This window comes from Arthrobacter sp. PvP023 (assembly GCF_017832975.1).
Classification (GTDB): domain Bacteria; phylum Actinomycetota; class Actinomycetes; order Actinomycetales; family Micrococcaceae; genus Arthrobacter.
Window position 1 is genome coordinate 2,895,106 of sequence record NZ_JAFIBI010000001.1, and the last position, 25,828, is coordinate 2,920,933.

The 25,828-nt window shown below is 63.9% G+C and carries 20 protein-coding genes and 3 pseudogenes; 7 read left to right on the forward strand and 16 right to left on the reverse strand.

What is annotated here, in order from left to right; all coding sequences use genetic code 11:
• Nucleotides 1–83 precede the first annotated feature (83 nt).
• A complete protein-coding gene (locus JOE31_RS13345) occupies nucleotides 84–350 on the forward strand; it encodes a hypothetical protein (protein WP_209745333.1) in 267 nt (88 codons plus the stop codon).
• A gap of 617 nt (nucleotides 351–967) precedes the next feature.
• Here JOE31_RS13345 and JOE31_RS13350 read toward each other — a convergent pair.
• From JOE31_RS13350 to JOE31_RS13370, 5 genes are all read right to left on the reverse strand, one after another.
• The gene (locus tag JOE31_RS13350) at nucleotides 968–1,324 is read right to left on the reverse strand and encodes an NAD(P)/FAD-dependent oxidoreductase (RefSeq protein WP_209745336.1); all 357 of its coding nucleotides are present in this window, start codon (nucleotides 1,322–1,324) and stop codon (nucleotides 968–970) included.
• A 179-nt stretch (nucleotides 1,325–1,503) separates the two neighbouring features.
• Nucleotides 1,504–2,370 carry a type II CAAX prenyl endopeptidase Rce1 family protein gene (locus tag JOE31_RS13355; RefSeq protein WP_209745339.1) on the reverse strand — a complete coding sequence of 289 codons (867 nt, stop codon included), beginning with the start codon at nucleotides 2,368–2,370 and terminating at the stop codon, nucleotides 1,504–1,506.
• A gap of 35 nt (nucleotides 2,371–2,405) precedes the next feature.
• Nucleotides 2,406–3,773, reverse strand: a complete 1,368-nt coding sequence (locus tag JOE31_RS13360) for an alpha/beta fold hydrolase (RefSeq protein ID WP_209745344.1) — start codon at nucleotides 3,771–3,773, stop codon at nucleotides 2,406–2,408.
• A 216-nt stretch (nucleotides 3,774–3,989) separates the two neighbouring features.
• Nucleotides 3,990–5,018 carry an NAD(P)-dependent alcohol dehydrogenase gene (locus JOE31_RS13365; protein WP_245199173.1) on the reverse strand — a complete coding sequence of 343 codons (1,029 nt, stop codon included), beginning with the start codon at nucleotides 5,016–5,018 and terminating at the stop codon, nucleotides 3,990–3,992.
• A 109-nt stretch (nucleotides 5,019–5,127) separates the two neighbouring features.
• Nucleotides 5,128–7,845, reverse strand: coding sequence for a LuxR family transcriptional regulator (locus JOE31_RS13370; RefSeq protein WP_209745346.1), 2,718 nt, complete (start codon nucleotides 7,843–7,845; stop codon nucleotides 5,128–5,130).
• Between the two features lie 160 nt (nucleotides 7,846–8,005).
• On the opposite strand from JOE31_RS13370, the gene JOE31_RS13375 reads away from it, so the two are divergent.
• Entirely contained in the window at nucleotides 8,006–8,644 is a 639-nt protein-coding gene (locus JOE31_RS13375; RefSeq protein WP_209745349.1) for a DJ-1/PfpI family protein, read from the forward strand.
• A 355-nt stretch (nucleotides 8,645–8,999) separates the two neighbouring features.
• Complete coding sequence (locus tag JOE31_RS13380) at nucleotides 9,000–10,430, forward strand: MFS transporter (RefSeq protein ID WP_209745352.1); 1,431 nt, start codon at nucleotides 9,000–9,002, stop codon at nucleotides 10,428–10,430.
• Nucleotides 10,431–10,448: 18 nt separating this feature from the next.
• Here JOE31_RS13380 and JOE31_RS13385 read toward each other — a convergent pair.
• From JOE31_RS13385 to JOE31_RS21535, 4 genes and pseudogenes are all read right to left on the reverse strand, one after another.
• Nucleotides 10,449–10,892, reverse strand: a pseudogene (locus JOE31_RS13385) (molybdopterin dinucleotide binding domain-containing protein); the annotation flags it as partial.
• A 97-nt stretch (nucleotides 10,893–10,989) separates the two neighbouring features.
• Nucleotides 10,990–11,979, reverse strand: coding sequence for a serine protease (locus JOE31_RS13390; protein ID WP_307864417.1), 990 nt, complete (start codon nucleotides 11,977–11,979; stop codon nucleotides 10,990–10,992).
• Between the two features lie 1,548 nt (nucleotides 11,980–13,527).
• A complete protein-coding gene (locus JOE31_RS21530) occupies nucleotides 13,528–13,749 on the reverse strand; it encodes a hypothetical protein (RefSeq protein ID WP_245199174.1) in 222 nt (73 codons plus the stop codon).
• Nucleotides 13,746–13,892: a hypothetical protein gene (locus tag JOE31_RS21535; RefSeq protein WP_245199175.1), complete on the reverse strand. Its 147-nt coding sequence runs from the start codon at nucleotides 13,890–13,892 to the stop codon at nucleotides 13,746–13,748. Before JOE31_RS21535 ends, JOE31_RS21530 begins: the two co-directional genes overlap by 4 nt.
• Here JOE31_RS21535 and JOE31_RS21540 point away from each other — a divergent pair.
• Together JOE31_RS21540 and istB are read left to right on the forward strand one after the other, a co-directional pair.
• A pseudogene (locus JOE31_RS21540) lies at nucleotides 13,871–14,203 on the forward strand (IS21 family transposase); the annotation flags it as partial. The gene JOE31_RS21535 and the pseudogene JOE31_RS21540 overlap by 22 nt on opposite strands.
• A pseudogene (istB, locus tag JOE31_RS13405) lies at nucleotides 14,118–14,958 on the forward strand (IS21-like element helper ATPase IstB). The pseudogenes JOE31_RS21540 and istB, both read left to right, overlap by 86 nt.
• 878 nt (nucleotides 14,959–15,836) lie before the next feature.
• On the opposite strand, the gene JOE31_RS13410 reads toward istB, so the two are convergent.
• Nucleotides 15,837–16,151, reverse strand: coding sequence for a hypothetical protein (locus JOE31_RS13410; RefSeq protein ID WP_209745361.1), 315 nt, complete (start codon nucleotides 16,149–16,151; stop codon nucleotides 15,837–15,839).
• A gap of 9 nt (nucleotides 16,152–16,160) precedes the next feature.
• Nucleotides 16,161–16,835 (reverse strand): hypothetical protein, encoded by a 675-nt coding sequence (locus JOE31_RS13415; protein ID WP_209745364.1) that lies wholly within the window; start codon nucleotides 16,833–16,835, stop codon nucleotides 16,161–16,163.
• 576 nt (nucleotides 16,836–17,411) lie between these two features.
• On the opposite strand from JOE31_RS13415, the gene JOE31_RS13420 reads away from it, so the two are divergent.
• Nucleotides 17,412–17,855, forward strand: a complete 444-nt coding sequence (locus tag JOE31_RS13420; RefSeq protein WP_209745368.1) for an SRPBCC family protein — start codon at nucleotides 17,412–17,414, stop codon at nucleotides 17,853–17,855.
• Between the two features lie 341 nt (nucleotides 17,856–18,196).
• On the opposite strand, the gene JOE31_RS13425 is transcribed toward JOE31_RS13420, so the two are convergent.
• Complete coding sequence (locus JOE31_RS13425; protein ID WP_209745370.1) at nucleotides 18,197–19,159, reverse strand: alpha/beta hydrolase; 963 nt, start codon at nucleotides 19,157–19,159, stop codon at nucleotides 18,197–18,199.
• A 333-nt stretch (nucleotides 19,160–19,492) separates the two neighbouring features.
• Here JOE31_RS13425 and JOE31_RS13430 point away from each other — a divergent pair, with 333 nt between their 5' ends.
• Nucleotides 19,493–19,810 carry an Hsp20/alpha crystallin family protein gene (locus tag JOE31_RS13430; protein WP_209745373.1) on the forward strand — a complete coding sequence of 106 codons (318 nt, stop codon included), beginning with the start codon at nucleotides 19,493–19,495 and terminating at the stop codon, nucleotides 19,808–19,810.
• A gap of 186 nt (nucleotides 19,811–19,996) precedes the next feature.
• Here JOE31_RS13430 and JOE31_RS13435 read toward each other — a convergent pair whose 3' ends face one another.
• The 4 genes from JOE31_RS13435 to JOE31_RS13450 form a co-directional block, all read right to left on the reverse strand.
• Nucleotides 19,997–20,212, reverse strand: coding sequence for a phosphopantetheine-binding protein (locus JOE31_RS13435; RefSeq protein ID WP_307864418.1), 216 nt, complete (start codon nucleotides 20,210–20,212; stop codon nucleotides 19,997–19,999).
• A gap of 50 nt (nucleotides 20,213–20,262) precedes the next feature.
• Entirely contained in the window at nucleotides 20,263–21,753 is a 1,491-nt protein-coding gene (locus tag JOE31_RS13440; RefSeq protein WP_209745376.1) for a glycosyltransferase, read from the reverse strand.
• A 1,543-nt stretch (nucleotides 21,754–23,296) separates the two neighbouring features.
• Nucleotides 23,297–24,772: an NAD-dependent succinate-semialdehyde dehydrogenase gene (locus JOE31_RS13445; protein WP_209745379.1), complete on the reverse strand. Its 1,476-nt coding sequence runs from the start codon at nucleotides 24,770–24,772 to the stop codon at nucleotides 23,297–23,299.
• A 187-nt stretch (nucleotides 24,773–24,959) separates the two neighbouring features.
• The gene (locus tag JOE31_RS13450; RefSeq protein WP_209745382.1) at nucleotides 24,960–25,820 is read right to left on the reverse strand and encodes an alpha/beta fold hydrolase; all 861 of its coding nucleotides are present in this window, start codon (nucleotides 25,818–25,820) and stop codon (nucleotides 24,960–24,962) included.
• Nucleotides 25,821–25,828: the final 8 nt, after the last annotated feature.

A 25,828-nucleotide genomic window follows, 5' to 3' on the forward strand; every position in this document is an offset into this window, starting at 1 on the left:
TGGACGCAACCGGTCAAGGCACCCCCGGACACGCCCGCGGGGGAAGCAATCGCATTCCTGCGGTGCCGTTAAGGACGAGGACAATGACCGACATTCAGAAGCTCATCAGCTCGCTCCGGCCGGAAGAGCTCGCTTCGCTTCAAAAACAAGGGCCGGAACAGCTGCTGAGCGCGGACATACTCGGTGCCATTGACCGCGCCGCCGGCGGCCCCGGAGAAGGTCGCGGCTACTACGTCGTCCGCGGCAGCCTGGTACCGCTGGAACAACGCCAGTACTACCTCCGCGACGACGTCGTCACGGCAATTTTCGCCCCCTCGACCCTGGAAGGGGCTGCCGGAGCGGACGCCTGACCGCCACGACATTCGCCGCCAGTCCGGAACCGCAACTGGCGGAATCCCGGGTGTTGGCCCGGGCGGGGGCTAGCGTCTGACTCGAGGCCCCGTACCGCGGCGCCTTGACTTACGAACTACCCGGACAATGGCCTGATGCTGAATTCATCCGAGTCCAGCAGCCGCCTGTCTCCCGTGCACGAATCGCTAATCCAAAAGAGATTACTGGACTGAAGAATGCGGGCCACGCGGCCCCGATGAGCAAGCTGACCCCGGTACCAGGCTTCAATCTCCTGGCCCACAGTAAGCGGCGCCCAAGAAGCAGTCAGAGCGGCGGAGGCTTCCTCAGCCAATTCGGGCTTCTGTTCAAGGCTATCCATCACAACTTAACGATGCCCGAGACACGTTTCCCTGGTCTTTCGAGAGGATGACCAGCCGATGTCTGCGGGCATACCAGCCGGGGTGGTGTGCCACATCAAGGCCGCATCAGCGTGCCTCCTAGGTTTCGCCCGTCCTGGCATTCTGCACTCGCCCCTTGCCGTGCGATGAACCAGGCCGTGGGCGGCTCTAGTCATTCCCGCACCCGAAGGTAACAGGAAAGGGTCGGAGAGATAGGCCACTGCACATTAAACACGGCATCACCGCACAATCTGGGCGTAGTGAACCGAGTCAGCAGAGCTTCCCAGCACGCCGAGCTGCTGGTCGCGGACTTCGAAGCCATGACAGTAAGGGCAGTGCAGCACGTCCCGCGCCCATCTCTCATGCAGCCCCTCGACGGCGGGGAGTTCGTCGCGCAGCCCCGTGGCCACCAGCACACTGCGGCTCGAAACCCTCTGGCCGTCGGAGAGCAGGACCTTGAAACCGGACTGGCCGTCAGCTACAAGTTCATCAACGATGCCGCTACGGACTTCGCTGCCGTAACGCTGTACTTCGTCCCTGCCCATGGCCAGCAGCCGGGCCGGAGGCATCCCGTCCCGGGATAGGAAGCCGTGCATGTGCGACGCCGGCGCGTTCCGTGGCGCCCCGGAATCGACCACCAATACTTTCCGCCGGGTGCGGGACAGTACCAGCGCGGCGGACAGGCCGGCGGTCCGCCGCCGACGATTACTACGTCAAATTCGGGCATGACTCATCTTCTTTACATCGGCGGGGGTCAGGGTCACGGTGTCTGTACCTACAGCCCCGGCATGAGAGCGTTGCGGACCGCGTCGATGGCCGCGTGAGCTAGGCCCGCGCCGGCCAGGTTACCGGTACGGCGCCACGCCATTGACAGGAAGAATCCAATCAGGCTATGCCAGACGATCACAAAGAGAATTAGGAGCGGAATGGGTAACCCGCTCGGGGAGACGGGCAAGTGCCACAGCCCCCACAGGGCGGAAATGAACAGTGCGGACTGCCGTCCGCGAGGTTCGCCGGGTTCGTGGGCGTGGGCGTCCAGGGCACCGCGGAAGGTGACTTCCTCGAGGACGAAGGTCACCGGGAGGTAGATCGCCAAGTATTTGAGGATGGTGCCGGCCACTGCCAGCCCGTCGAGCGGAGAGCCAGTGATGATGTGGAGTCCACCCAGACCCAGGCTTAGGGCGCCTGTACCCACCGCTGAGGGCACCACGGCGGAACGCAGCATCAGCTTGAATGGAATGGAACGCAGGGCGAACGCTGCGTACACGGCGCCTGCGGCGGCTACCAGCCACCAACACACCAGGGCCCACCGGGCCCCTTGTAGGAGTGCCTGCAGTCCAAAGTGCAGAGGGGTGACCATGAGCGCTCCGGCGAGAGCCAGGCCGCGGCGGTCCAGCGTGAAAGCGGGAGCATCCCTGACCCACAGTTCGCGCAGCGGGCGTCTGCGGATGAGGAGCTGGAATGCAACCGTGAGCGGTACACCCATCAACAGGTAAGTTTCGGAGTCGACCCGCAAGAGGTGTCCGAGGACTGCCCATACGGCAACGAATCCGGTCACCTCCACGAGGCGGCGCCTCTGCGACGTAGTTACAACAGTTCGGACGGACGCTGCTCCGGGTTGAACCGGAATACTGCTGCTCATGGTGATTCCTCCCGGGCTGTATGGGGAGACAGGATTCAGCGTGCGCTGAGAGGAGTGCCGGTGCGGACAGCTGTGACGACGTCGGCAATCGCACGGGAGGATTCTTCGGCGCCGCGTTCATCCTCAATCAGACCCGGATGGGTTGACTCGATGTTCCGGTGCGAGCTGTTGCCGGAGAGGGCTGCGAGCTTGTCCTGGGCTGCGTCCCATCCGGCTATTCCGAGGGATGATTCAGACGCAGTCAGTACAGCCAGTGGTACCCCGTTCAGCGTCAGGGCCTGCGCCTGCTGGAACACCTCAGGAATCATGGCGATCTCGTCCCGCGCGTTCCTGGCGGCGCGGGCGGTGGAGGTCAGGGCCTGAACCCCGTCGGCTGCCGGGGCGGGAAGGTGCGATCCGGAGCTGAAGAGCGGACCCAAACCGATCCTTGCAAGGGTGGGTCCCATCGCCAGGCCGCGCAGCATCACCGCGTACTGGCCAGGGTAGCTCGGGATGGCGGTCATCTGTTGGGGACTTGAACTGTCCAGCAGCACCATCCCGGAGACTTGCTCGGCATACTTCGCCGCGAAGCTCATGGCGTAGGTCCCGCCGATAGAATGTCCGGCCAAGACGTAAGGGCCCTGTTCGCCGGCCTGGGCGAGCAGAAGTTGAAGTTCCTCGGCGGCGGTCACCCCGTCCTGGACAGACGCGGCATCTTCGCTCCAGCCCTGCCCGGCGCGGTCGTAGGCGCACACCCGGGTGGTGCCGGTGAGTTGGTCAGTGACCCGCGCCCACGACCCCGAGAACTCCCCGAGTCCGTTGAACAGCACCACCGTGGGGCTGCCTTGGCCTCGGCAGTCAAGATGCAACTGGTGGTCTCCCACGGACACCAGCTTCCCGGTGGCCGGGTACGACTGCCGGGCATTGGTGTCGGCGATGTTGGAGGTGACAGCTCCGATGCTTGCGGCTGCCAGCACAGCAAGGACAGGTGCGATGAACCACCGGCCGCGGCCCTTCAGGGCAGCCAGCATTTTCACCGCGGACCAGGCAACGAGGGCAAGCATCACCGGCGGCCAGACCCAGTTCAGGACGGTAAGGGCGGCATCCCGCGGAGCGAATACCAAAAGTGCTAGACCCATGGTTCCCATCACGGCCGCAGGAACGGTGCTCCAGCGCTGAGGCCGGGAGGTGAGCCTGGAGGTCAGCACAGCCAGCATCGCCCAGCCGAACCCGAAAGCCAGCAGCAACGAACCCGTGATGACATGCTCGGGCGCGCCCGGGACCACGACCAGGACAAGGAGGAGGGCCGCGACGCCGCCCGCCGTCAGGGAAGCGGCGACGACACGCCCAACCGGGGTGCCGTCCGGCCGCGTCTCCGCAGGCTGGGCGCCAGCAGCGTTGGTTGTCGGGGACTTGGTGTTCATGGCGGTCTCGCTTTTCGTTGGGGAGGGAACCTTGTTGTTCAAGTGTGTTTCCGACGGCCACCTGGTCGCCCCGGCAAGATGGCCGGGATCGCGAGAGGTAATTCCTTCGCGTGGAGCCGGGGGCCCAAACGAAAGGGCCCCGACCGGGTTTAGCGGTCGAAGCCCTTTCCCGGCTCAGAAAAGCCGGGCGCTGAAGATGCGTTCGGCGGATCGCTCCTATTCGGAAACGTGGATGGCAATCTTGCCCCGAACACGGCCCGCTTCAAGCTGCCGCATGGCCTGCTGAACCTCTTCGAGTTTGTAAACCGTGTCAATGCTCGGCATCACCTGGCCCGCTTCGATAAGGGGAGCGAGTTGTTCCAGGTCGCTGGCGCGTTCCTTGGAAGCGAGCATCGCCAGGCGCTCACGCACAAAGAGCGAAAACAGTGGTGCCCGCAGGTTCCGTCCGAAGCCTCCGGTCCACTTGCCGCCCGACTCGCCGCCAACAATGATGGCTGTTCCACCTGGTGCGAGGGCCCGACGCAGCCGCGTTAGTGGGGGGTTGCCTCCGATATCGAGGATCAGGTCGTAGCGCCGCGTCCCGTCGGCGAAGTCATCCCGCGTATAGTCCAGCACGTGGTCGGCGCCCAATGCACGCACCAAGTCAACCTTTCCGGTGCCGCAAACGCCCGTGACCTCGGCGCCATATGCCTTGGCCAACTGGACGGCGAAGGTGCCAACGCCGCCTGAGGCGCCCAGGATGAGAACCTTTTGCCCGCGCTCCACCTTGCCGGCGTCTAAAGCCTGAAGGGCTGTGCCGGCCGAGATCGGCACTACCGCCGCCTGTTCGAATGACAGGTTGGAGGGCTTATGGGCGAGCTTTTCCTCCAGCACGGCGGCGTACTCAGCGAAGGATCCCCGGGAGATCCCGAATACTTCATCTCCCACCGAGAAGCGCGACACCTCGGATCCGACAGCGACGACGGTGCCGGCGACATCGAGCCCGGGCACCCGGTTTTTAGGTCCCCGCACGCCGAACCCGAGGATCCTGATCAGGTAGGGGCGGCCGGTCATCATATGCCATGTTCCCCGGTCCATGCCGGCCGCGTGAACGCGGACCAGCACTTCGTTCGCAGCGACCTCAGGCAGCGCGATCCGCTCCTGACGGTAGACGTCGACAGAGCCATACCTGTCCTGGACGATTGCTTTCATCGTATTGGCAGTGCCAGGCGTCTGCCCCTTGCTTGAGTTCATCTGTTCGGACATGTTCATTGTGGGTCTCGCTTTCGCTAGGGAGGGAACCTTGTTCCTAGAGTTTCCTTTCTCCGCCACCCCGTCGCCCCGGCAACATTGCCGGGATCCGGCTGGTTTGGGGTCAGACGAGATCGAGCCGAGCGAGCTCGCTGCGGGAGGTGATGCCGGCCTTCGAGAAGATGTTGCGCAAGTGGAACGCGACCGTCCGGGGCGACACCCAGCACTCGGTGGCGACGTCCTTGTTGGACATTCCGGAGCCGACGAGCCGGGCGATCTTCAACTCCATGGGCGTCAGCTTGACCAGGGTGGAAGGATCGCGCTTCCGGGCGGTTTCGCCGGAGGCGCGAAGTTCCTGGGCGGCGCGCTCCGCGAGGGGTTCTGTGTGCGCATCCCGGAAGGTTTCAAGGGCCAGGCGCAGATGGTGCCGGGCGTCGACCCGGCGCTGGGCCCGCCGCAGCCACTCCCCGTAGGCGAGGTGCACGCGGGCCTCGTCCAGGGGCCGCCGGGCCCGGGAGTACTCCGTCAGTGACTCGCGGAACAGCGCGTCGGCGGGGGCCCCGTCGCTGGTGAGCGCCCGGCCGTACGCCGCCGCAGCGCGTGCCCAGGGACGGTTTGTCGCCTGGGCAAACTTTTCCAGCTCGTGCGTCCAGGCGCGTGCGCGGTCGATGTCCCCGGCGCGGACGGCTGCATCGAGCCGCTCCACGGCCGCCATCCGGGCCAGCGCCGGGAGCCGGAATCTGGAGAGGTGATGAAGTGCGCCGGACCGGTCGCCGGTAGATACTGCGCGCACGCCCTTCGCCCAGCGGGTGAGATCGTGGACAGGGTCAGCGAGGATGCCCAACGCCTGGTTGGGGACGTCGTCGAGCCGCGCCACCAGTCCGTCGTATTCGTCGCTGCCTTGCATCGCTGCCAACAAGCACAGCCACGCAGTGGGGAGCAAGGTCATCGACGGCTGGCCAATGCTGAGCGCCAGCGCCATGGCTTCCTCAGCGGCGCTTCGCACAGCGGCGGCGTCGCCGACAAGGAAATGGCTGAAGCACAGCCGCTGCAGTGCATAGACCACCGCGGTGCCGGCACCCGCCTCGCGGGCACGCGAGAGTGCCCCGGAGTAGAAATGCAGCTGGGCCTCATCGTCTCCCAGGTGCAACGCGGCGTTGCCAAGATTCCAAAACACCTCCCGGTCATCCACGTCCGCGCTGCTCCCCGCCGCCCGGTCGAAAGCCTCAATCGCCTCGCCCCAGCGGCCTTCCACGCTGAGGTTCATGGCCGCGAACATGTCCTTCAGGCACCGGGTCCTCGGGGTGTCCCCGGCAGCCGGCTCCAGCGAGAGGCCATCCGCCGGGAAAGCTGTCCCGCTGTCGGCCTGATAGGCGCGCAGGGTTGCGGCCAGGACTGCCATTTCCAGGGCGCGGAGCGGCTCGGCGTGCTGCGCGGCCCTTGCCGCTTCCACGAAAATGCGGTGGGCGAGGCCTGCCGAGCCGAGATTGACCTCAATGTGCCCGCGCAACCGGGCGATGTCCGCTACCAGTCCGGGTTCCGCCGCGCCCCCGTCCGCCTCATTGAGCAAGGCGCGAGCGTGGAGCCCCTGCCCGCAGGCCCACGCGCTGCGGGCTGCCGCAAACGTCAGCGCCGCGCGCCGCTGCGGGTCGGAACTCAGGGAGGCCGCACGCTCGTACGTAGCCAGCGCCGAGGCGTGGGCGCCGCGCCGCACCGCCCGAAGGCCCGCACGCTCCAGGGCCAGGGCCAGGTCGGGGTCCGGCCCGTCCGCCGCCGCGGCGCGATGCCACGTTTCGCGCTCTGTGTCGCCGCCCGCCGCATGGACTGCAGCCAGGGCCAGATGGACCCGGCGGCGGTCCTGGGTGTTGGATGCCTGATAGACCGCGGAACGGACCAGCGGGTGCCGGAGGGTAGTCGCCTCGGCACTGAGGATCAGCAGCCCCGAATCAGCGGCCTCCCGGAAGACGTCCGCCTCCAGCCCCAGGTGGTCAGCTGCCCGCCTGATGACTCCGGCGTCCTCCGTCTCGTCCGCCGCGGCCAGCAGCAGCAACAACTGGACCGGTTTCGGCATCTGCCGGATCCTGCCGAGGAAGACCTGTTCCACCCGTGTCGGCAGGTGCAGGTGCGGCGGGAGCGCTGCCGCACCCGTACGCTGGGCCTCGCTCAAGTCGGCCGCGATTTCCAGCAGGGCCAAGGCGTTGCCGCGGGTGTCGGAAACGAGCCGGTCGGCGACTTCGGCGGCGCAGGCCCCGGGTCCCGAGCTCATCAGCAGTTCGGTGGCAGCGCCGGGATCAAGCCCGCCCAAAGTCATCTCGGGCAGGCCCTGGTCTTCAATCCTGCCCGCGGTGCCTTCCCGGACGGCGAACAGCATGACTGCCCGGTCCGCTCCCAGCCTCCTGGAGCAGAAAAGCAAGGCATCGGCGCTGGCCGGATCGAGCCACTGGGCATCGTCGATGACGCACAGCAGAAAGTGCTCCTCAGCGGCGGCAGCAAGTACGCCCAGCGTCGCGATTCCCACCAGGAAAGGCTCCACAGTCGGGCCGTCTTCCTCGCCGAATGCCATGCGGAGTGCCCTGGCCTGGAGCGGTGGGATCTGCTGGCGCAGGCGGGTAACGGGCCGGAGCAGGCGGTGCAATGCGGCGAACGGAAGGGGGGCTTCAACTTCGATGCCCTGAGTGCGGAGCACTGTGGCGGGCGGGGATTTGCGCACCACTTCGTCGAGCAGGGCGGATTTTCCGACACCGGCTTCACCACGGATAAGCAGGTTGCCGGCCGATCCGTTACGTCCCCGGGCCACGATTCCGGCCAGGACTTCAAGCTCATGCTCACGACCAACCAGCACAGGCAGAGTTTACCATCGGCCGGCACCTTTGAACCTTCGCCAAACCCGGCTGTTTGACCGGGGCGAGACGCTCTTCAGGCCGCCAAACTTGTGAACATCACAACGGCCGTCGCCGCGCCGTCAATCCGCACCATCAGACACCAACGCCAGGAGGCCCAGCATGACCACCCCTTCACGCCCATCCGCCAACCGGAACCCAGCACCCCGAAGCAGCCGCCACATCAATCTGTTCCTCTTTGACGGCGTGGAGGAACTCGACGCCGTCGGCCCTTGGGAAGTCCTGGCCCACTGGACGCAGGAATGTCCCGAGGACGGGTGGAGCATCAGTTGCGTATCCGTTGACGGCGCGGACGTCGTGGGTTCAAAGAACCTCGTCCTCGGCGCCCACGGCTCCGTGGCGGACTATCCCTCGCCCGATGTCCTGATCTATCCTGGCGGCCCCGGCACCCGGCGCCTCCTGAAGGAGGAGCCGCACCTGGAGTGGGTCAGGACGCAGCGGGCAGAGGTTCCACTGATGGCCTCGGTCTGCACAGGGAGCCTCGTATACGCGGCGGCCGGGCTACTGACCCGAAGGCCGGCCACGACGCACTGGGCCTCGCTGAACCTGCTCTCCGAGCTTGACCCGACCGTCGTCACCGACGTGGACGCGCGGTTCGTGGACGACGGCGACCTCATCACCAGCGCGGGCGTCAGCGCCGGCGTCGACATGGCCCTGCACCTGGTCGCCCGGTTCGCCGGGACCGAACGCGCGCAGGACGTCCGCCGTGGCATCCAGTACGACCCCGAACCGCCAGTCTGAGCCCGCCGGCCAGAAGCCTGGACCAGGAGACCAGCAGAACGACCCTGAACATCCCACGGTGTGCGGTAATCCCTGTGCAGGGTTCGGCCACTGCGCCAGGATTCCTCGTTGCATAGCACGGCCACGGACCTTATGGCGTCCAGCTGACCGGTGTCGTCCCCCTACGGAGAGAACCGTGGATTCCCCTTTTGGGGCGTTGGATGCCACTCACGCCCAAACCGGCAGTTTGGCCGGGGCGAGCGTGTTAGGGGGCTGTCACGCTTGAACCCGCCGCTGTCAGCCGGTCCCGGGGCGGAAGCAACAAAAGATTCACCAAAGCCAGCCACAGCGCACAAAAAAGAGAAAGGCAACCATCATGAAGGTGTCGAAAGCACGATTCACCCTACCTGTCCTCATTTCAGCTCAGTTCGTGATCATGCTGGACACTTCCGTAGTGAACGTGGCGCTGCCCTCCATGCAGCGGGACCTCGACCTCACCTCTACGGGAGTTGCCTGGGTGGTCAACGCGTACTTCCTTGCTTTCGGCGGTTTCTTACTCATATCTGGGCGTGCCGTGGACCTCTTCGGCAGTCGGCGGATGTTCATGGCTGGAAGCGCACTTTTCGCGATGGCGACGCTATTGGCCGGTTGTTCCCCAAATGAAGCAGTACTGGTCTTCGCCCGCTTTGTGCAGGGCGTGGCCGCGGCCATGATCAGCCCGGCCGCACTCTCCATAGTTCTCTCGGAGTTCCAGGGCGCAAGCCGTGCCAAGACAATGGGCGCATGGGGAGCTGCCTCGACAGCCGGCGGGGCCTTAGGGGTAGGGGCGGGTGGTGCAGTTACCGGTACCGCGGGGTGGAGTTGGGTCTTCTTTCTTACGATCCCGATCTCCGTAACCGCGCTCGTGGCAGCTCCCAGGCTATTCCGGGGGCAGGCCAAGCAGACGAAAAATCGCCACTTCGACGTGAAGGGCGCCTCAGCCATAACCGGAAGCGCCCTCGCAGCAATCTACTCAATATTCTCTGGCGCCGAACAGGGATGGACGTCCCCGGAGGCACTCGGTGGGGCGGGAATCAGTGTGGGACTGTCGGTGTACTTCATTCTTTGTGAACGAAAAGCACCTGATCCGATTTTGCCGTTGACCTTGTTTCGCAGCCGATCGGTCGGGGGCGGGATCCTCGTCGGGTTCCTCGGCGGGGCCGTGAGAGTATCAACCTTTGTTCTAAGCGCCCTCTACCTTCAGGAAGTTCTGAAAGCCAGCCCTTCCGTGGCAGGGCTGGCGATGATCCCTACATCGGTAGGGGGCTTTATCGTCTCGCTACTACTCTTGCCACGGCTCCTGCGGACGCTGGGCCCCGAGCGGACACTGACAGTGGGTCTGGTGTTGCTAGCAGGAGGCCACTTCTGGCTGTCTCGGGTGCCGGCAGACATCGGATATTCGGTTGATGTTCTTCCTGGCCTGCTCGTCGCCTCGGCGGGAGTGGCCCTTAGCTTCACGCCATCTACGATGGTCATCGCCTCCGGTTTGGCTCCTGACCAGGGCGGCCTTGCTTCTGGGCTAGCAACCGCCAGTTCCCAAATCGGGGCTGCTATTGGCGTCGCCGTCTTCACCGCTGTTATGTCGGTTGGAAGGAACGACTCAGTCGAAATCGGCTTTCAATACGCATTTGTGTCCTCGGGCACGGTGGCAACTGCCGCAGCCCTCATCGCACTATTTTTCCTCCGCTCGTCAACCCTGCACAGGGAGCCCCAAACCCTTCAAGCCGAAGCCTCCAAAAGTGACGCAAAGCCCGTTGGCAGACCCTGACCCCAATGCCATAGACCATTAGCCGAACTGCCAGCGGGACGTGTGCATCTGCCTGGTCGCGCCATCAAAATCTACCGCCCTCCCGGACGTGTAGCGTGCCTCGGAGCGAGCTGGAACGTGCGGCACGAAGCGGACGAACATGGCTTTGAACCCGGGGGTGTTGGATTCCCGGGCCACGTTTTCCTTGTGGACCAGGGCGTTGGCTTCGGGGAAGTACGCCGCGGCGCCCTTCGCTGTCGGGTACGCCACCAGCCGGAACTTGTCCGCCTGCCGGTCGTTGCCCCGGAACGTGCTCACCACATCCACGAGGTCACGGTCCTTGAATCCGAGTTCCGCCACGTCCTCCGGATGCACCAGGATCACGCGCCGGCCGTCGGAGATCCCGCGGAACCGGTCATCCACGCCGTAGAACGAGGTGTTGTACTGGTCGTGGCTGCGCATGGTCTGGAGCACTTTCGCCCCGTGCTTTCACCCGCTTGCTTGGAGTACCGGGCGGCCCGGGCATTGATCGCGATTGCGCATGAAGGATGACATTGATTATGGCTTACTTATGTCAGCTTCAGCAGGCAGTGGGTTCACCGAAGGGCAGTGACGTGCCGGCTATGAGCCAGGCGCTGCCGTCCCACTGCATTGCATATCGAAGCTTCCAGTTTGAACAGGTTTGGCCGTTTCTGCCGTGCGCTGCATCCTGGCGTGTTTGTAGGTTTACATCAGCGGAGAGGGCATCGCCGCTGCCGGAAACGTCTACGATTTCGACCTTTTGCCAGTACGAGGATCCAAGGTCAGCGCTCCATGCAACTGAGTCACCGAAAGTTGCTTGAAGTTCGGGAGTGAATTGCTTGAAGGCGGCGGCGTAGGCCCCTTGGTTGATGCCCTGGCCGTGGAGCAAGAGGCTCTGCCCGATGTTGCGTGCTTGATCGTGGCTTGCCAGGACGGTGAGCGGGAAGGATCCTGAACCCGGTGCCGGGGCGTTGCCGCAGTCTTTGAGCGTGACCGGCACCGATCGTTTCTGCCATTCCTGAACGGCGGCAGCAGCCCGCGGCGCAGTCACTGCGTAGGCGATGCCTTCGGCCCGGACGTTTTCGTCGAATTCGATGGTGACGATAACACCTGAAACCTGACCATCCTGGGTAATCAGGGGTCCACCGCTGTTTCCATGGTTGATAGCGGCATCGGTTTGAATCAGATTGCTAAGAACTCGGTTGCCAATTCTCTGTTCCGCGTTCAGAGCGCTTACTGTCCCTCGGGTCAAGGTGAAAGGCCGACCTAAGGGAAATCCGAGGGCAGCGACATCAGTTCCAATTGGCGGTTCAGTTGTTCTGAACTGAAACTGATGACCTTGGACGGGGGTCTCGGTTCTTACGAGCGCCAAATCAGCGAGTTCGTTCGTACCCAGTGTTGTGGCATTTACCGTTGTGCGGCCAAACGAAATGCTTATCGCGGATGCGTCCCGCACCATGTGCGCAGCGGTGACGACCAAATCCGGGCCAACAAGAAAGCCGGTGCCCGTGAAACTGTTCTCACACCTCGTGACGCTGAATTGCCCCACACCCGACTGCGCCTGTGCAACAACCTCCGGCCAACTGCTGGGAACGGCCTCCGTGCTTGGGCTCGGGCTCTGGGATGGATTCTGGCTGGGGGTAGGAGTGCTTCCGCTTGGGACAGGCCCTTGTGCGGTGGGCGGTCCGGACGAACTGGTAGAGGAATCAGGGGAAGGTTCAGACTCAGTTGTGCATCCCGTTGTCCATAAACATAAGCTCACGACTGCCGCAATCGTACAAATCATGGGACTTCGCTTAGTGCTCATCAATTGCCTCCCGGTGCTGAAGGAACGGGACAACAGCCTCAGTACATGGGTGTGAACCACTCCTGCCTACTGCCCCGCAACGCCATTCATAAGTCGTGGAAGCGGCGCATGAAATAGAGCTTTGAGCCATGGAGGCAAAATGGGAGATCCCTCCATGATTCCATCAACGGCCGCTTTTCGTTACTCAGACACCCCAGCGATGACATACTAGCACCGGAAAAATCAGATTTTCCGGATCGGTCCTGCCAAATCCGAATGGTGTCACGCCGCTTAACTCATCGGCCATTCGCATGAACGCCCCTGACTCATGAACAGGCTCTGCTCGTTGCCGCCCCTGATTGGGGCTAGACCATGGAACGTGGGTTCCGCGGCCGAGCACAAATCGGTAAGGGCATGTGTTCGAACAATCCTCCAAACCGCAAGATCAGATAGCATCTACCGCTGGTGAATAGATAGGGTCTGGATCCAGTCTGGCCAGATCGCCGACGACAATTGCAGCGACCCGTCCGGTTCCGACTATGCAGCGCTGGTTGGAACTGGCCGGCTGCGGGCAACGGGTTCTGGAGCCCGCGTGCCATCATGCATGCCCGGCTCCAGGGCCCAGGGCCCAGGCGGCACGATGGAGCAAATTCGCGAGTCGGCCACGAAGGTGACCGACCTGTTTGCGTTTCCTTTTGGCGCCTTTTGCCTCGATAACAGGGGCACAAGGCAACGTGCTACGAGCTTCGATGTTAACAGCACCGAGGAATGGGTAAGCCAGCTGAAAATAGTCCATCAATCTCTTCTTGTCATTAGCGTGGGCGGCCGCGGACCGACAACGTCCGCAATCGCGGATTTGTACCGTGTGGGTCACCAGCGGGCTGGGCGGAGAGCCCGCGTTCATGGAACCGGGCGCTAAGGCCGGCAGCAAGCCATAGAAGTCCCCCGCCAGGTAGCGCACGTAGAGCCGCTTCTCGGTTAAAAACAGAATCAGGAAAGAACTACGTCCCCCAGCTGGAGCCAGCCGGTGGACTCGCCGGTCTCAAAAGTCCCTGCGTGCGGAACCTGGACAGCACTGCATCAGTCCGTCTCCCCTTGAGGTTACGGAAGGTTCAATATCGGCTCTTACGGCGCGGGAGTAGAAGTAGCTGCGGGAGTCCCGCTCTTTAACGAAATTGTTGCTTGCGCAGGCCAGGTCGCCTTTGCGGCGATCCTTGCCTTCGGACGCCGGAGCACGAATTGGCTCCTGAATTGCTTATTAGTGCATCTATGCTCAACGCGTACCAGAAGGAAAATGGGTCTGGGCTCGTGTCAAAACACCTGGCCTGTCGCGCGGACGGTGATATCGGAGACGTCGACGCCGGGCGGCTGGGATAGTGCCCACAGCATGGCTTCGGCGACGGATTCCGGGGCGATGGCGGCGTCCGGGGCCTCCTTCCAGAGAGGGGTGTCCACGTGGCCCGGGGCGAGGTGCAGCACCCGGACGCCGGTTCCCACGAGCTGCTGGCGGAGGGATTCGGCGAAGCCGGTCACGGCGTGGCGGTGTACAGGTTTCCGGGATAGACCTTCCGCCCGGCGGTGCTGCCGATCAGCACCATGTGGCCGCTGTTTTCGGTAAGGTGCGGTAATGCCGCTTTAGCCAGGATGGCCGGCCCATAAACGTTGGTCAGGACCATGTCCCGCCGTCAACGGCGACGCGGACGGGACCCGTGAACTGATCGATGTCCTGCTGCTTCACCGCTCCATGGACGCAGGTGATATCCACGCCGGGATCACCGCGGCGCTGGGGGTGGGTGCCGTCAGTGCCGACGTCGTCGCGGTCGAAGCCCGCAGACACATCTCAAGCCTCTCCGGTGCCGGGTCCGGTTCGGACCGTCATCCCGTTGCTCGAGAAGACGCGAATGTGCGACGGGTTGTCAGCCTTACCCAGCGTCGGCTCATGGATCCGGCGGCGGTCATCGCCGGGCTCCCGCCAGCGGCGCGGCCTGACCGAACAGGCCGCGGTCGCGGCTGTGGACCAGGCCTGCCGCCGGCTGCGCCTGCCCACCGTCCGGGCGGTCCTGGACGAGGCCCTTACCGTCGCCGGAAAGGAACAACTGAGCTACCAGGGGTTCCTGGCGGAGCTGTTGCTGGCCGAGTGCGATGACCGGGACCGGCGCTCCTCGATCCGCCGCGTGAAGGCCGCGAATTTTCCCCGGGACAAATGGCTCGGGATTTCGATTTCGACGCGACCCGAATATCAACCCCGCCACTATCCACACCCTCGCTACCGGGGACTGGATCCACAAAGGATCGCCCCTGTGTCTCATCGGGGATTCCGGGACGGGAAAATCCCACTTGCTGATCGGACTCGGCACCGCTGCGGCGGAGAAGGGCTACCGGGTGAAATACACCCTGGCGACCCGGCTTGTGAACGAACTCGTCGAGGCCGCGGATGAGAAAGTCCTGGCCAAGACCATCGCCCGCTACGGACGCGTGGATCTGCTCTGCATCGACGAACTGGGCTATATGGAACTGGACCGCCGCGGCGCCGAACTTCTGTTCCAGGTCCTCACCGAACGAGAGGAGAAGAATTCCATCGCCATAGCCTCCAACGAATCCTTCTCCGGCTGGACCAAAACCTTCACCGACCCACGTCTCTGCGCCGCGATCGTGGACAGGCTGACCTTCAACGGCGCCATCATCGAAACAGGCACCGATTCATATCGTCTCGCCCACACCCGAACACAGAAATCAGCCTAATCACAGACTCCTGGCGGAGGATCGCGTCAGATGCCGCAGCAGCTTCAGGAACAACACTCCCGGTCCAGAGCCATCCCAAGCGGAAGTAGGTGGAGTTTTCCGGGGGTTGGGAGAACAACAGGAGTTGTCGCAATGACAAGGTTCCGGCGGCCCGCCAGCATTGAGACTTGAGGGAGGACGAGACACCTCAAAGGATTGGCTGTGACAATCAAGTATGGCTGAGGATTATGAATTGGCGTCGTGGGGTCTTCGTCCGGGGGCTACGGCCTACGCCCGGATCACTCTGTGGGCGATAGGTCTCTTCCGCCGCCCGGGGTCAGCGACCTATGGAGGATTCTCCTCGGACGACGTGTTTCGGATGAATCCTGTTGAACGAGTTCTAAAGCAGCGCGGTCACTCACGAGGATGGTGTGGCCCGATCGAATCTGATGAGGGTCCACTTCGTCCTTCCTGGACCAGCGGCGACTAGATTTGGCCCGAAATAGGGGGTTCCCTAGGCAATAGAGCGGGAAGGCCGTTACCTCGATCGTGAGGCAACGGCCTTCCCATATTTCTATTCGCCGCAAGTTCCGGCCTGAGGTGTCCCCCACACTTCATTGCCGCCGGCCACGACACCGTTAATCGCGCGAGCCCAGCCCCTGGTGTTCCAGCGGTACTTACCATAAGAGGTCTGGCCGGACGGGGTGGCCCGGCACGACGCCGATTCGTTAGATACTTCAAGACGCGAAGCCCGTGTTTCGAAAACTTTTGCTTTTCGAGACACCATCTACGAGCCCAAATGGGACGGCTACTTTCACTGAAACCTTGTCAATCCCCTCGCAGCCTCTGGCGCTGACACTACCTCTATCGCTGGTGCGTTGATTCCAAGCCGACGCGGCCTATTGATACTGAGCGACAGCGGAGTACATCATCACGCCCGCCGCCACCGCCGCTGCGAGGGCGAACACGGTGGTCGCCCAGGTCAGCAGGGAGCGTTCCTTGTCGTGAATGATGCTGACCAGTCCGAGTGCTGTTGCGGCGGCTGCGGGTCCCATGCATGCCTGGCCGAGTGAGTTCCACACCCAGGGGGCGGATGGGTAGTCCATCATAGGCCGGAGAATGATCCATGCGGTGAGGGTCGCCAGCACAGTGATGGCAGCGAAGAGGAGGCTCCAGCGACCGGAGGCTGATCGTGGTGTGACTGCCAGGAACATGTCTTCCGCCTAGGGGTGGGGTGTGAAAAGACTGATGAAAAAGGCCAGATCGAAGAAGGCCAGCTGCGCCGGGGCGGCGACCAGGGCGATGGCCGACAGCACCGAGCGGTCCCGATAACTGACGATCGCCGCCAAGGCCAGGGCTGGTCCGGCCATCGTCGTCGACGGCGTCAGGACAGCCCATGGGCTGAAGCCGAGGACGAGGAAGGCTGCCAGGAAGACTACTGCCCACCACCCTGCAGGAGTGTTGGGCAGGAAACGGATGGCTGCTCCGTCAGCCCGGAACGCCGCGAGGATGCCCAGCACGGCTGCCACGATGAGCGCGATGGTCCCGGCAGAGATGAAGACGTCGGGCGTGACGGGCAGCTGCGTTCCCGGCGAGAAGACTGCCGAGGCAGCAGCCATGATCGCGGCCGAAAGGATGAGGAACGCGAGTGCCCAGTAGCCGAGCCTCGTGCGGATTACGCGGTGTTTCCGCACTTGGGCTGCGATCGCTGTGGCGGCGCTGAGAACAAAACTGCCGACGACGACAGTTGCCCAAATAACCTGCCCTACTGGTGGAGGCCCAAACGGTATTGACGCCACGGTTAGGGCGGCGATGAACAGCACCACAGCCGTCCGGGTAAGCCAGACAACCGGCAGAACGCGCCGGCTGGTAATTGTGGATTGGATCGGAATTGCCATCTGAGGTTCCGCCTGGGTTCTGGAGGTTCACCCGCGGAGCGTGAACCTCGGGATGGGAATAACTTCGCAAGGCACAGTCGAGGGCAGTCGAGGGCTGCTGAACCCAGATCATTGCGCGGCGGCCATGACACTCGTTCTGAAGGACATTGCGTGTCTATAAGAGGATCGCCTGATCGACAGGCCGAGGCTAGGGCTCAAAGTCCTCCCCGCAGGCGAACAGAGTGCGTTTCTCGTTGCCGAGGGCGCGCCGCTGTGCGGGAGGAACCGCTCGGCGCGACGGCCGGCTCCACTTGCCTTGCAGGGGGTGGCCATTTGCGGCTTGGCGCCGGGAGGGACGTTTTACCGGATCTGCCGATGAGCGTGTGGCACGGGTTTGGGCGTGGGAGTCGCGAGTGTTCGCTTCAGCGGCTCCGCTGCGGTGAGTCACGGACAGGCAGCCGGGCCGGGATGTCCGCGATGTGGTCCCCTGCGATGCCCGGGCCAGCCGGGACCTTCTCCCCTAGAGCCTGCCATCCCACCTGCCTAGCGTCGGAGTACGAAGACGGGAGACCGTCCATATTGAGGGAGATAAGTACAGTGGCCACTCTGACACGCAGCATCACAATCGACGCCCCGGTCGACACAGTCTTCAACTTCGCGTTGGACATCAGCCAATTGTGGAAGATGAAGGACGTCGAGTTGACGGATGTCGACGTCAAGCCTGAAGGTGTCGGCACTTCGGCCCGCCTGAACACGCATCTCCTGGGCTTCCGCCTGGTGGGCGGTGTCGAGTACACCGAAGTCGTCCCCCGTCAGCGGATCGTCGCGCAGGTCCACTTCTTTGCGGAGAAGCCGACCTGGAGATTCACGTTCGAACCCGCCGACGGCGGCACCAAGGTGACCGCAGAGGCCGAGTGGGACGTGAAGGTCCCGGTCGTAGGCAAGCCCATCGAGAAAATGATGGTGAAGGAACACGAGCCCTACGTGGAGGCGATGCTCGCCGAGCTCAAAACACAGGTGGAGGCCAAGACCGCCGCCTGATGCCGCGAAGCCACATGCGGCGTCCCGGTGAGGGATCCCCAAACTGGACGGAAATGCCCCACAGACTGCCGGCCGTGCAAGAATCGCGGCATGGATGAGGATGAGCGGCAGACGAGGCAAGAATTGATGATCGTCCAGGCTCTGGTGCAGGCGATGGATCGGCGCGTCGAAGTCTCCAGGGTGATTGGGGACGAAGCAATCCGTCGCGTGGGTCAGCTGTTGGATGTTGGAGAGCTGGGCAGCCGGTTTGTCCTCGACCCGCAGGGCAGACGTATCAACCCTCGCGGAGCCATTCCCCTCTGCATCGACCCCGGACGGCTGCCTATGGTGCGGGGTCATGGTCAAACAGCCTGCTGTGAGACATTCCGGACGAAAGCGCGCAGGCGCCGGTATACCTCCTGGGATTCCGGATAGCGGTAGTCCTGCTGCCATGTGTGTTCAGTGTTGGCATTCGCCCAGGAGTAGATCAACATGTCTACTGGCACGGCATTCTGTTGAAGCCGTTTAATGAAGTTCACGTTCGCCTCGTAAAAGAAGTCGCGCTCGGACGTAGTGACGAACACCGGTGGGAACCGGCCGTCGAGCCACTCAATGGGAGACACGAAGCCGGTCGCGGCCCTTAGCCGTTCCATGCCCGGGCCAGTGGAGAAGGCACTGTGCATCCAGCCCCTAGCCTTGCCGGCCGATGGCAGCAACATTCGGACGAAGTTCAGGCTGAGGACAAAGCCGCTCTTGAAAAACACAGAGAAATCAACCACGCTGCAGTGCTGAACCAGTCCCTTCAGGTGCTTCCCGGGGACAGCTGGCTTCAAGGAGTAGTGCGCGGCGAGCTCAGGCCTGAAGATGGTAGCGGTGAGCAAAGCCGCGATCTGACCGCCGGCGGAGTCACCCCCTAAGATCACGCATTCCGGATCCCCGCCGTATTGGCCTATGTTGGCACTTACCCACGCCAAGGCTGCATTTGCATCCCTCAGAACATGGCCCATGTGGAAACGGGGAGGCTGGCGGTAGTTGACGTTGACCACAACCATCCCGCCGAGCGCCTGGTTCGCGCAGTACTTGGTCAGCGCTGACTTGTCCCCGGACGTCCAGCCTCCGCCGTGGAAATAGACGTAGACAGGAAAGGACTTTTGGTTCCCGGCTCTCCCCTCAGGGCTGTCCACAGCCGGAGCAGCAGGGGTGAGCACGTCCAGGTGGTGCGCCCGCACATTGTCGCCCAGGTAATTTATGTCGTGGACGTAGTCCACTTCCGTGATGGGTTCGCTGTTAAACCTCGTCCGCTCACGTGAGCTCACCGAGCGCATGAGGAGCCGCCATGTCCAGACCGGGACGCGGCGCACCACTCCTCGCGCCCGGCGCGCCAGCGAGAAGGCACTTTCGGAATGGTGGACCGCAGTGGTCATCCAATAATGCTAGCCGGAAGACCAGAAATGCCGAACGTCGGCGGGCCCGGGGGCCTTTCGTCCTTGTTGCCTGTTTCGCCCGCAGTATCTATTGGAGGAACACCGGTCCGCTGAAGGCCCTTCCTTGCCCAGGGTATGGGGAAGCTGTCATGTCTGATCTGCTGAAATGGTGTCCTTTCGCGACGACCCGTTGGACCCTGCTATTCAACACGCTTATGCACCCCGTCTGGGCTGATGCACTCCCTGGACAGACTGTTTGACTCTCAGCGCTTCCGGCCCGAATTCCGGCACGGACCCTTCAGCCGCAGCGTCCCGCTTCCCGACGATGTTAAGGAAGGAGATATCAAAGCCACCCACTCCGACGGGGTATTGGAAGTCCCTGCCCACCTTTCGGACCAAGCAGCGCAGCCGGCGGCCCCCACCATCACCGCCGTGCTGTGCCAAGGCAGCTGGCCAGCTCCTGTCCCCGGGATTCACACTGCCAGGTCCGGCTCGCCGCGGATGACATGCTGTTCACGCGGAACCGGGCCCAAAGCGCCTTCGCGTCCATGACACCGAACGGCTCTTTGAAAGCTGAATTAGAACGGCCTCAGCAGTGGTCACCACGCAAATGTGCTGCCGGAGACCTGGTAAGCACACAACAGCGGGCACCCAATGACACTGTCGAGCACAGCAGGTATGGCACCCGATTGCGATGACAGCGGCAGAGGGATACCACCTTGGTCGGCCAAGTTGCCTTCAGCCGTGGCTGGCCAGGTAGTTGACCATGCCGTCAACCATTGCCACGGCCGGATAGTCGCGTTCCGGAATGTCCACGCCCATGGTCTTTGCGATGGTTTCCACGAGGTGGAGAAAGTCGAGTGAGTCGAGCTCTAGGTCCTGTCGCGGCCGGACGCGGCCGGCGAGGTTTTCAAGCTCGACGTCGGGGGCCACCTGGCAGATAGCTGCCTGCACGGCCTGACGGGCGTCCTGTCCTTCATAACTCCTCCGGTGACTGCAGCAATTCAGTCCTTAAGGTCGTGTCCGGCCGGTCCCGCGGGAAGGATGCGAGGGGTCGGCGGGGGCATCTCGACGCGGACGGGCAGCTCGTCGTCCCCCCGAAGAATGGCGCGGAGCAGCCGCCGCTCCTCCCACCTAAGCGACACGTGCGCGTGGCCGCCCCGCAGTACCAGGCCCCCGTCCGGGGTGGCGTACCGCTTCTGCAGATCTCCCAGCTCCTCGGCCTGCAGCAGCGCGACCGTGCTGCCCGCAGCCAGGTCGACCAGGCGGACCAGCGAGGAGGGTCCCGTCAGATCGGTCGCAACGACGCGCTGCTCGCTCTCGGCGAGGATTGTCTTCTGGGCCGCGCGTGTCACGACCAGGGGACGGGACGGCCCGTCCAGCAGTCCGGTCAGCACGTCCGCCGCAGCGTCAGGGCGGCCCGTTCTGCGCGCGGCCGCCTGCATCCGCTGCAGGCGGCCTGGATCGCGCAGTACCTCGTCGATCTTCCAGCCGATCGTGGCGGGAGTGTTGCAGCGGACCGCCGCCCCCTGCTCCATCAGGTAGTCGCCATTGCGGACCTCCTGCCCAGGGATGGGGTTCACCAGCACCATGGGCAGCCCTGCAGCCATGCACTCCGACGCAGACAACCCGCCCGGCTTGCCCACAAACAGGTCGGCGCGGCGCAGCAACTGCGGCATCTCCGCCGTGAGGCCGAGCACCCGGTAGCGGTCGCCAGCGGGCGCCACCAGCTGCTCGATGCGCTGCCGAAGCGCGTCGTTTCGTCCACACAGGACCGTGGCCGTAAATGACGAACGCATGTGCAGCGTCTGCCGCACGATCGAGGCGGCATAGTCGCCGCCGGTCGCTCCCGCCGAGATCAGCAGCATCGGGGGCCCGTTTGCATCGCGCGCAGGCGCCGGGTTCAGCGGGGTGGCGATCGGGACGCCCGTGGCCGCGACGCGGTCGGGGGGCAAACCCAGCGCCATCAGTTCCACCCTCCCCTCCTCCCTGGCCAGGAAGAGGGCGTGGAACGCGCCCGTTAGCCATAGGCCCTGGAAGTCGTAGTCCGTCGTGACGACGGCGGTCCTCGCGTCAATCACGCCGCGAAGGAGCAGCGACGCCAGCAGTTGGGCTGGCAGGAAGTGCGTGCACACGATTGCGCTCGGCCGGAATTGCTTGATCGCATCGATCACCGGAAGAGCGTTCACCCGTGTCCAGGGGTCTACTGGGCCCCGGCGCCGGAACGGACGGTCGTTGATGTTGTAGCCCCACTCGACCAGCCAGGGCAAGTCCTCAACCAGGACGAAGTAACCCTTGCCCAGCAGCGTGCGGTAGAGCACGCTGCTCACCTGCAGCACGTCCAGCACCTGCACCTCGTCGATGTCGGCGCGCGCGGCACACGCCTGCTGCACCGCCGCCGCGGCGCTGTTGTGCCCCGCTCCTACCCCTGCCGACAAGATAAGCACGCGCTCCCTCCCAGCGGCGCCGGGGCCTCGTGCCGACGTTTTGCGCATGAAGAGAGTCTAGCGGGCCGTATCACCACCGCCTGACCCCAATTTGCACTCGATCAGCATGGGACTTGTTGAACCGTCCCGGGTTTGATGCCGCTATCTTCTGTGCGAAAGATAGTGATTATGCCCGAGCAGTTCCCGCCCGAAGTCCGTGACCGTGCTGTGCGCATGACCACGGAGCGGTTGTCCGAATACCCGTCTGTTTACGCTGCTGCGAGTGCGAGTTCCGAGACGCGGTTTCTGAGACCCGACCACTGCGTGGATCCGACGGCCGAATCTCACCGCACCATGGAGTTGTTCGCGGGCGCCGGGCCTGCGGCTCCGTTGCGCATGAAGACCGGTTGCTCCTGCCGCCTCATAAGCGGGCCGACGGCCCGCCAAAGCGGTCTGACCGGTACGCGCAGATGCCCAGAGCGCGGGACAGCCGGCTGCCGCGCCGGCAATGACATTGCGTCCCAGGGCCTGCCATTGCCTGCCACGCTCGGATGCTTGCACGCAGCACGCCGGCAGCGTCTCCACATCGGCTCGCTACTCGCCGCCGGCTTGCTGCCGCATGGTCCGACCGGCTCGATATCAGCCGCTGAGCAGCTGTATGTTCCGGGAACAGCATCATGCTTCGACGGTGGACTGCTCCTCTCCCCCAAGGTTCGACTCTCAAGGGCCGCGGCCCGATGCCGGTGAGCAGAAGTTTGCGGCTGATTGAAGTCTCACAGCGTATCGAATACCTCAAATTGAACATTGGTGGCAGAGACCGCTGTTAGATGAGTTGTTCGCCAGCATGCCACTGGCAGCCGAGCCGGTCGGGATTATGCCAATGAGGGCACGCGACGGGGACGGCATCCGAATTCCGCGGAGGGTCAATGTCCACACATTAAAGCAAAAACCCCTCTGACGAGGGGTCGTGCTGTGCCCGAGGTGGGACTCGAACTGCATTCCACCCCTTGAATTCCCGCCACTCCCCCGAAAACCTCCGTAATCCGGCCCAGTCCTCCACCAGTACGACCCAGTCCGGGGCCCAAAGTGTGCACAATGTGCACACGCTCTTTTCCAAACTTCGATGCCCGATCCAACCGGCTCGCGCGCCCGCAGAGGCGCCGGAGTCCGCTAACTCGGTTGATCCAGGACCAGTCCCCCGCGTTCTCGTCTCGCCCTCCCCTTACCGGCTGGTCGGCTACGACGACGACATCCCAGAATGGCTAACACGCAAAGGCAAAGCCAGGGTGTGCCAGCTGAGGCCAGAACGACGAAAGATAGGTTATCGGTGCTCCGAGATCAGTCGTTGAGGCTGATCGGGCTTCATCGTGGAAGTTACGGACCTGCTTGCTGTACGCCGCTCCGGACGCACTCAGGATCGGCCAAACGCATATCCATAGAAGGTGGTGGGCGCGCGGCTCGTTGAGTCGAAGACTCTGATTAATGCGCGACCTTCTACTGCTTGACGGCTATTTGTGCCTGTACTCGATGTCCAGAACCGTGCACGCAACAGAGGGCTTCCCATGTTGCGAGGGTGGAAGACCCCCCGTTGGGTGTACTTTGGCAGCCGTGGTTAGCTGGCGTAGGGGTCGGCGATGCCGATGTACTGGGTGTAGAGGTATTCCTCGATGCCTTCGAGGCCGCCCTCACGTCCCAGGCCGGACTGCTTGACGCCGCCGAACGGTGCTGCTGCGTTGGACACGACGCCGGCGTTCAGGCCGAGCATGCCGGTCTCGAGGCGTTCGCCCATCCGGATGCCGCGGTTCAGGTCGCGCGTGAAGACGTAGGCCACCAGTCCGTACTCGGTGTTGTTGGCGAGGCGGACTGCCTCGTCCTCGCTGTCGAAGGTGATGATCGGGGCCACCGGTCCGAAGATTTCCTCGGACAGGATGCGGGTGCCCTCGGTGACGCCTTTGAGGATGGTGGGCTGGTAGAAGTAGCCCGGCCCGTCCACCGGGCCGCCGCCGGCGACAGCCACCGCACCGGAGTTCACGGCGTCGGTGACGAGCTCGTGGACCTTGTCCCGGCTCTTCGCATCGATCAGCGGGCCCACCTTGGACTCCGGCTCGGTGCCGCGCGCCGTGGTCATCTCGCCCATTTTCGCGGCGAACTTCTCCGCGAACTCGTCCGCGACGGACTCGTGCACGATGAACCGGTTCGCGGCCGTGCAGGCCTCGCCCATGTTCCGCAGCTTCGCCAGCATGGCCCCGGCCACGGCGGCGTCGACGTCCTCGAACACCACGAACGGGGCGTTGCCGCCGAGTTCCATCGAGGTCCGCAGGACCGTTTCGGAGGCGTCCGAGAGCAGGCGGCGGCCCACTTCGGTGGAGCCGGTGAAGGAGAGCTTCCGCAGCCGGGTGTCCTTGATCAGCGGCCCCGTGGTGGCACCGGCTGTGGAGGTCGGGATGACGTTCAGGACCCCGGCGGGCAGGCCGGCTTCCTGCATCACGGCCGCGAACAGCTGGGAGGTCAGCGGCGTCAGGTTGGCGGACTTCAGCACCATGGTGCAGCCGGCAGCGACGGCGGGGGCGATCTTGCGGGTGGCCATCGCGAGCGGGAAGTTCCACGGGGTGATCAGCAGGCACGGGCCCACGGGCTTCTTGGTGACCAGCAGGCGGGACTTGCCGTCCGGGGAGACGGAGTAGCGGCCGAACGCGCGGACGGCTTCCTCGGAGAACCAGCGCAGGAATTCGGCACCGTAGGTGACCTCGCCGCGGGCCTCGGCCAGGGGCTTGCCCATCTCCAGGGTCATCAGCAGCGCGAAGTCTTCCGCCCGGGCCGTGACCATCTCGAAGGCGCGGCGCAGGATTTCCCCGCGCTCACGGGCCGGAACCTTGGCCCAGGAATCCTGGGCGGCAGCGGCCGCGTCCAAAGCGGCTGCGCCGTCCTCGGGGCCGGCGTCAGCGATGCTGAGCAGCACCTTGCCCGTGGCGGGATCCTCGACGTCGAACGTCTTCCCGGACGCCGCCGGGCGCCATTCGCCGTTGATCAGCAGGCCAGTCGGCACGGAGGCCAGCAGCGCGGCTTCACGCTGGGCGTTTGTTGACATCGTTCTATCTCCAAGGGGTTTGAAGGAAGTCGTAGCGGCGTGCAGCCCGACCTTCAGCAGTTTGGGGCGGTCCGCTGCCAGAGGCAGGGCATGAGGAAGCTAAATCTTCTGTGTGTCTTTCACCATTAAGGTGGCAGGGTCGGTGCCGGCCCTCTGGGGTCGGCACCGACGCCTTGGTGTGAGCCGGCTAGGCTCGGACGCTCGTCTTGGTGCGGATCAGGTCCAGAGCCTGAACGAGGTATCCCTTGAAGACCGGGTAGTTCTCGCTCATCGGGAAGTGCCCGATAGCCTTCATCTCGATGAACTCGGCACCCGGGATCTGGCCGGCGGTGCGGGCTCCGTCTTCAGGGGTGGTGAGGTAGTCGTACTCGCCGGTCATCAGGACCACCGCACATTTATTCGTCTGGATTTCGCCCAGTTTGCCGCGCAGATCGTGATCCACCGAGTAGAAGTACAGGTCACCCTTGAACGCCTCGGAACCCTGCGTGTAGTAGAACCACGTTTTCCAGCGGTCCGCCTCCGGCGATTGCGGTGCCATGAGGTCCCAGGTGCCGCTGCCGCACACCTGCGCGGCGTTGGCGTGTGGGTGCTGCCACCAGTCGAGGTAGAACCCCGGCGAGTAGTCCGCCCCCTCTACGGGGATGACGGCGTCGAACCTCTCCGGGAAGCGGTGGGCGAGCTGCAGCGCTACGTTGCCACCGAAGGAGGATCCCATGAAGATGGGGTCGACCAGTTCCAGTGCATCGACGAGGGCGACAATGAAGTTGGCGAAGTGGTCCGCGCTGAGCTGGTACTCCTCGGTCCACCACTGGGTGTTTTCAGGGGGGTCTGATTTGCCATGGCGGGGGAGGTCGTAGGCGATGACGCGGTAGTTGGCGGTGATCTCCGGGTCCTCCAGCAGGCCGCGCCACTGGTGGTTGTGGGCTCCGGCGGTGTGCTGGCAGACCAAGGGCTGCCCCTGGCCGTTTTCGAGGTAGAAAACCTTGTATTCGAGGCCGTCCACGTCGACGGTGACGTAGTGGCCGGTGACGGGGGAAATTTTGCTCATGTCAGGAA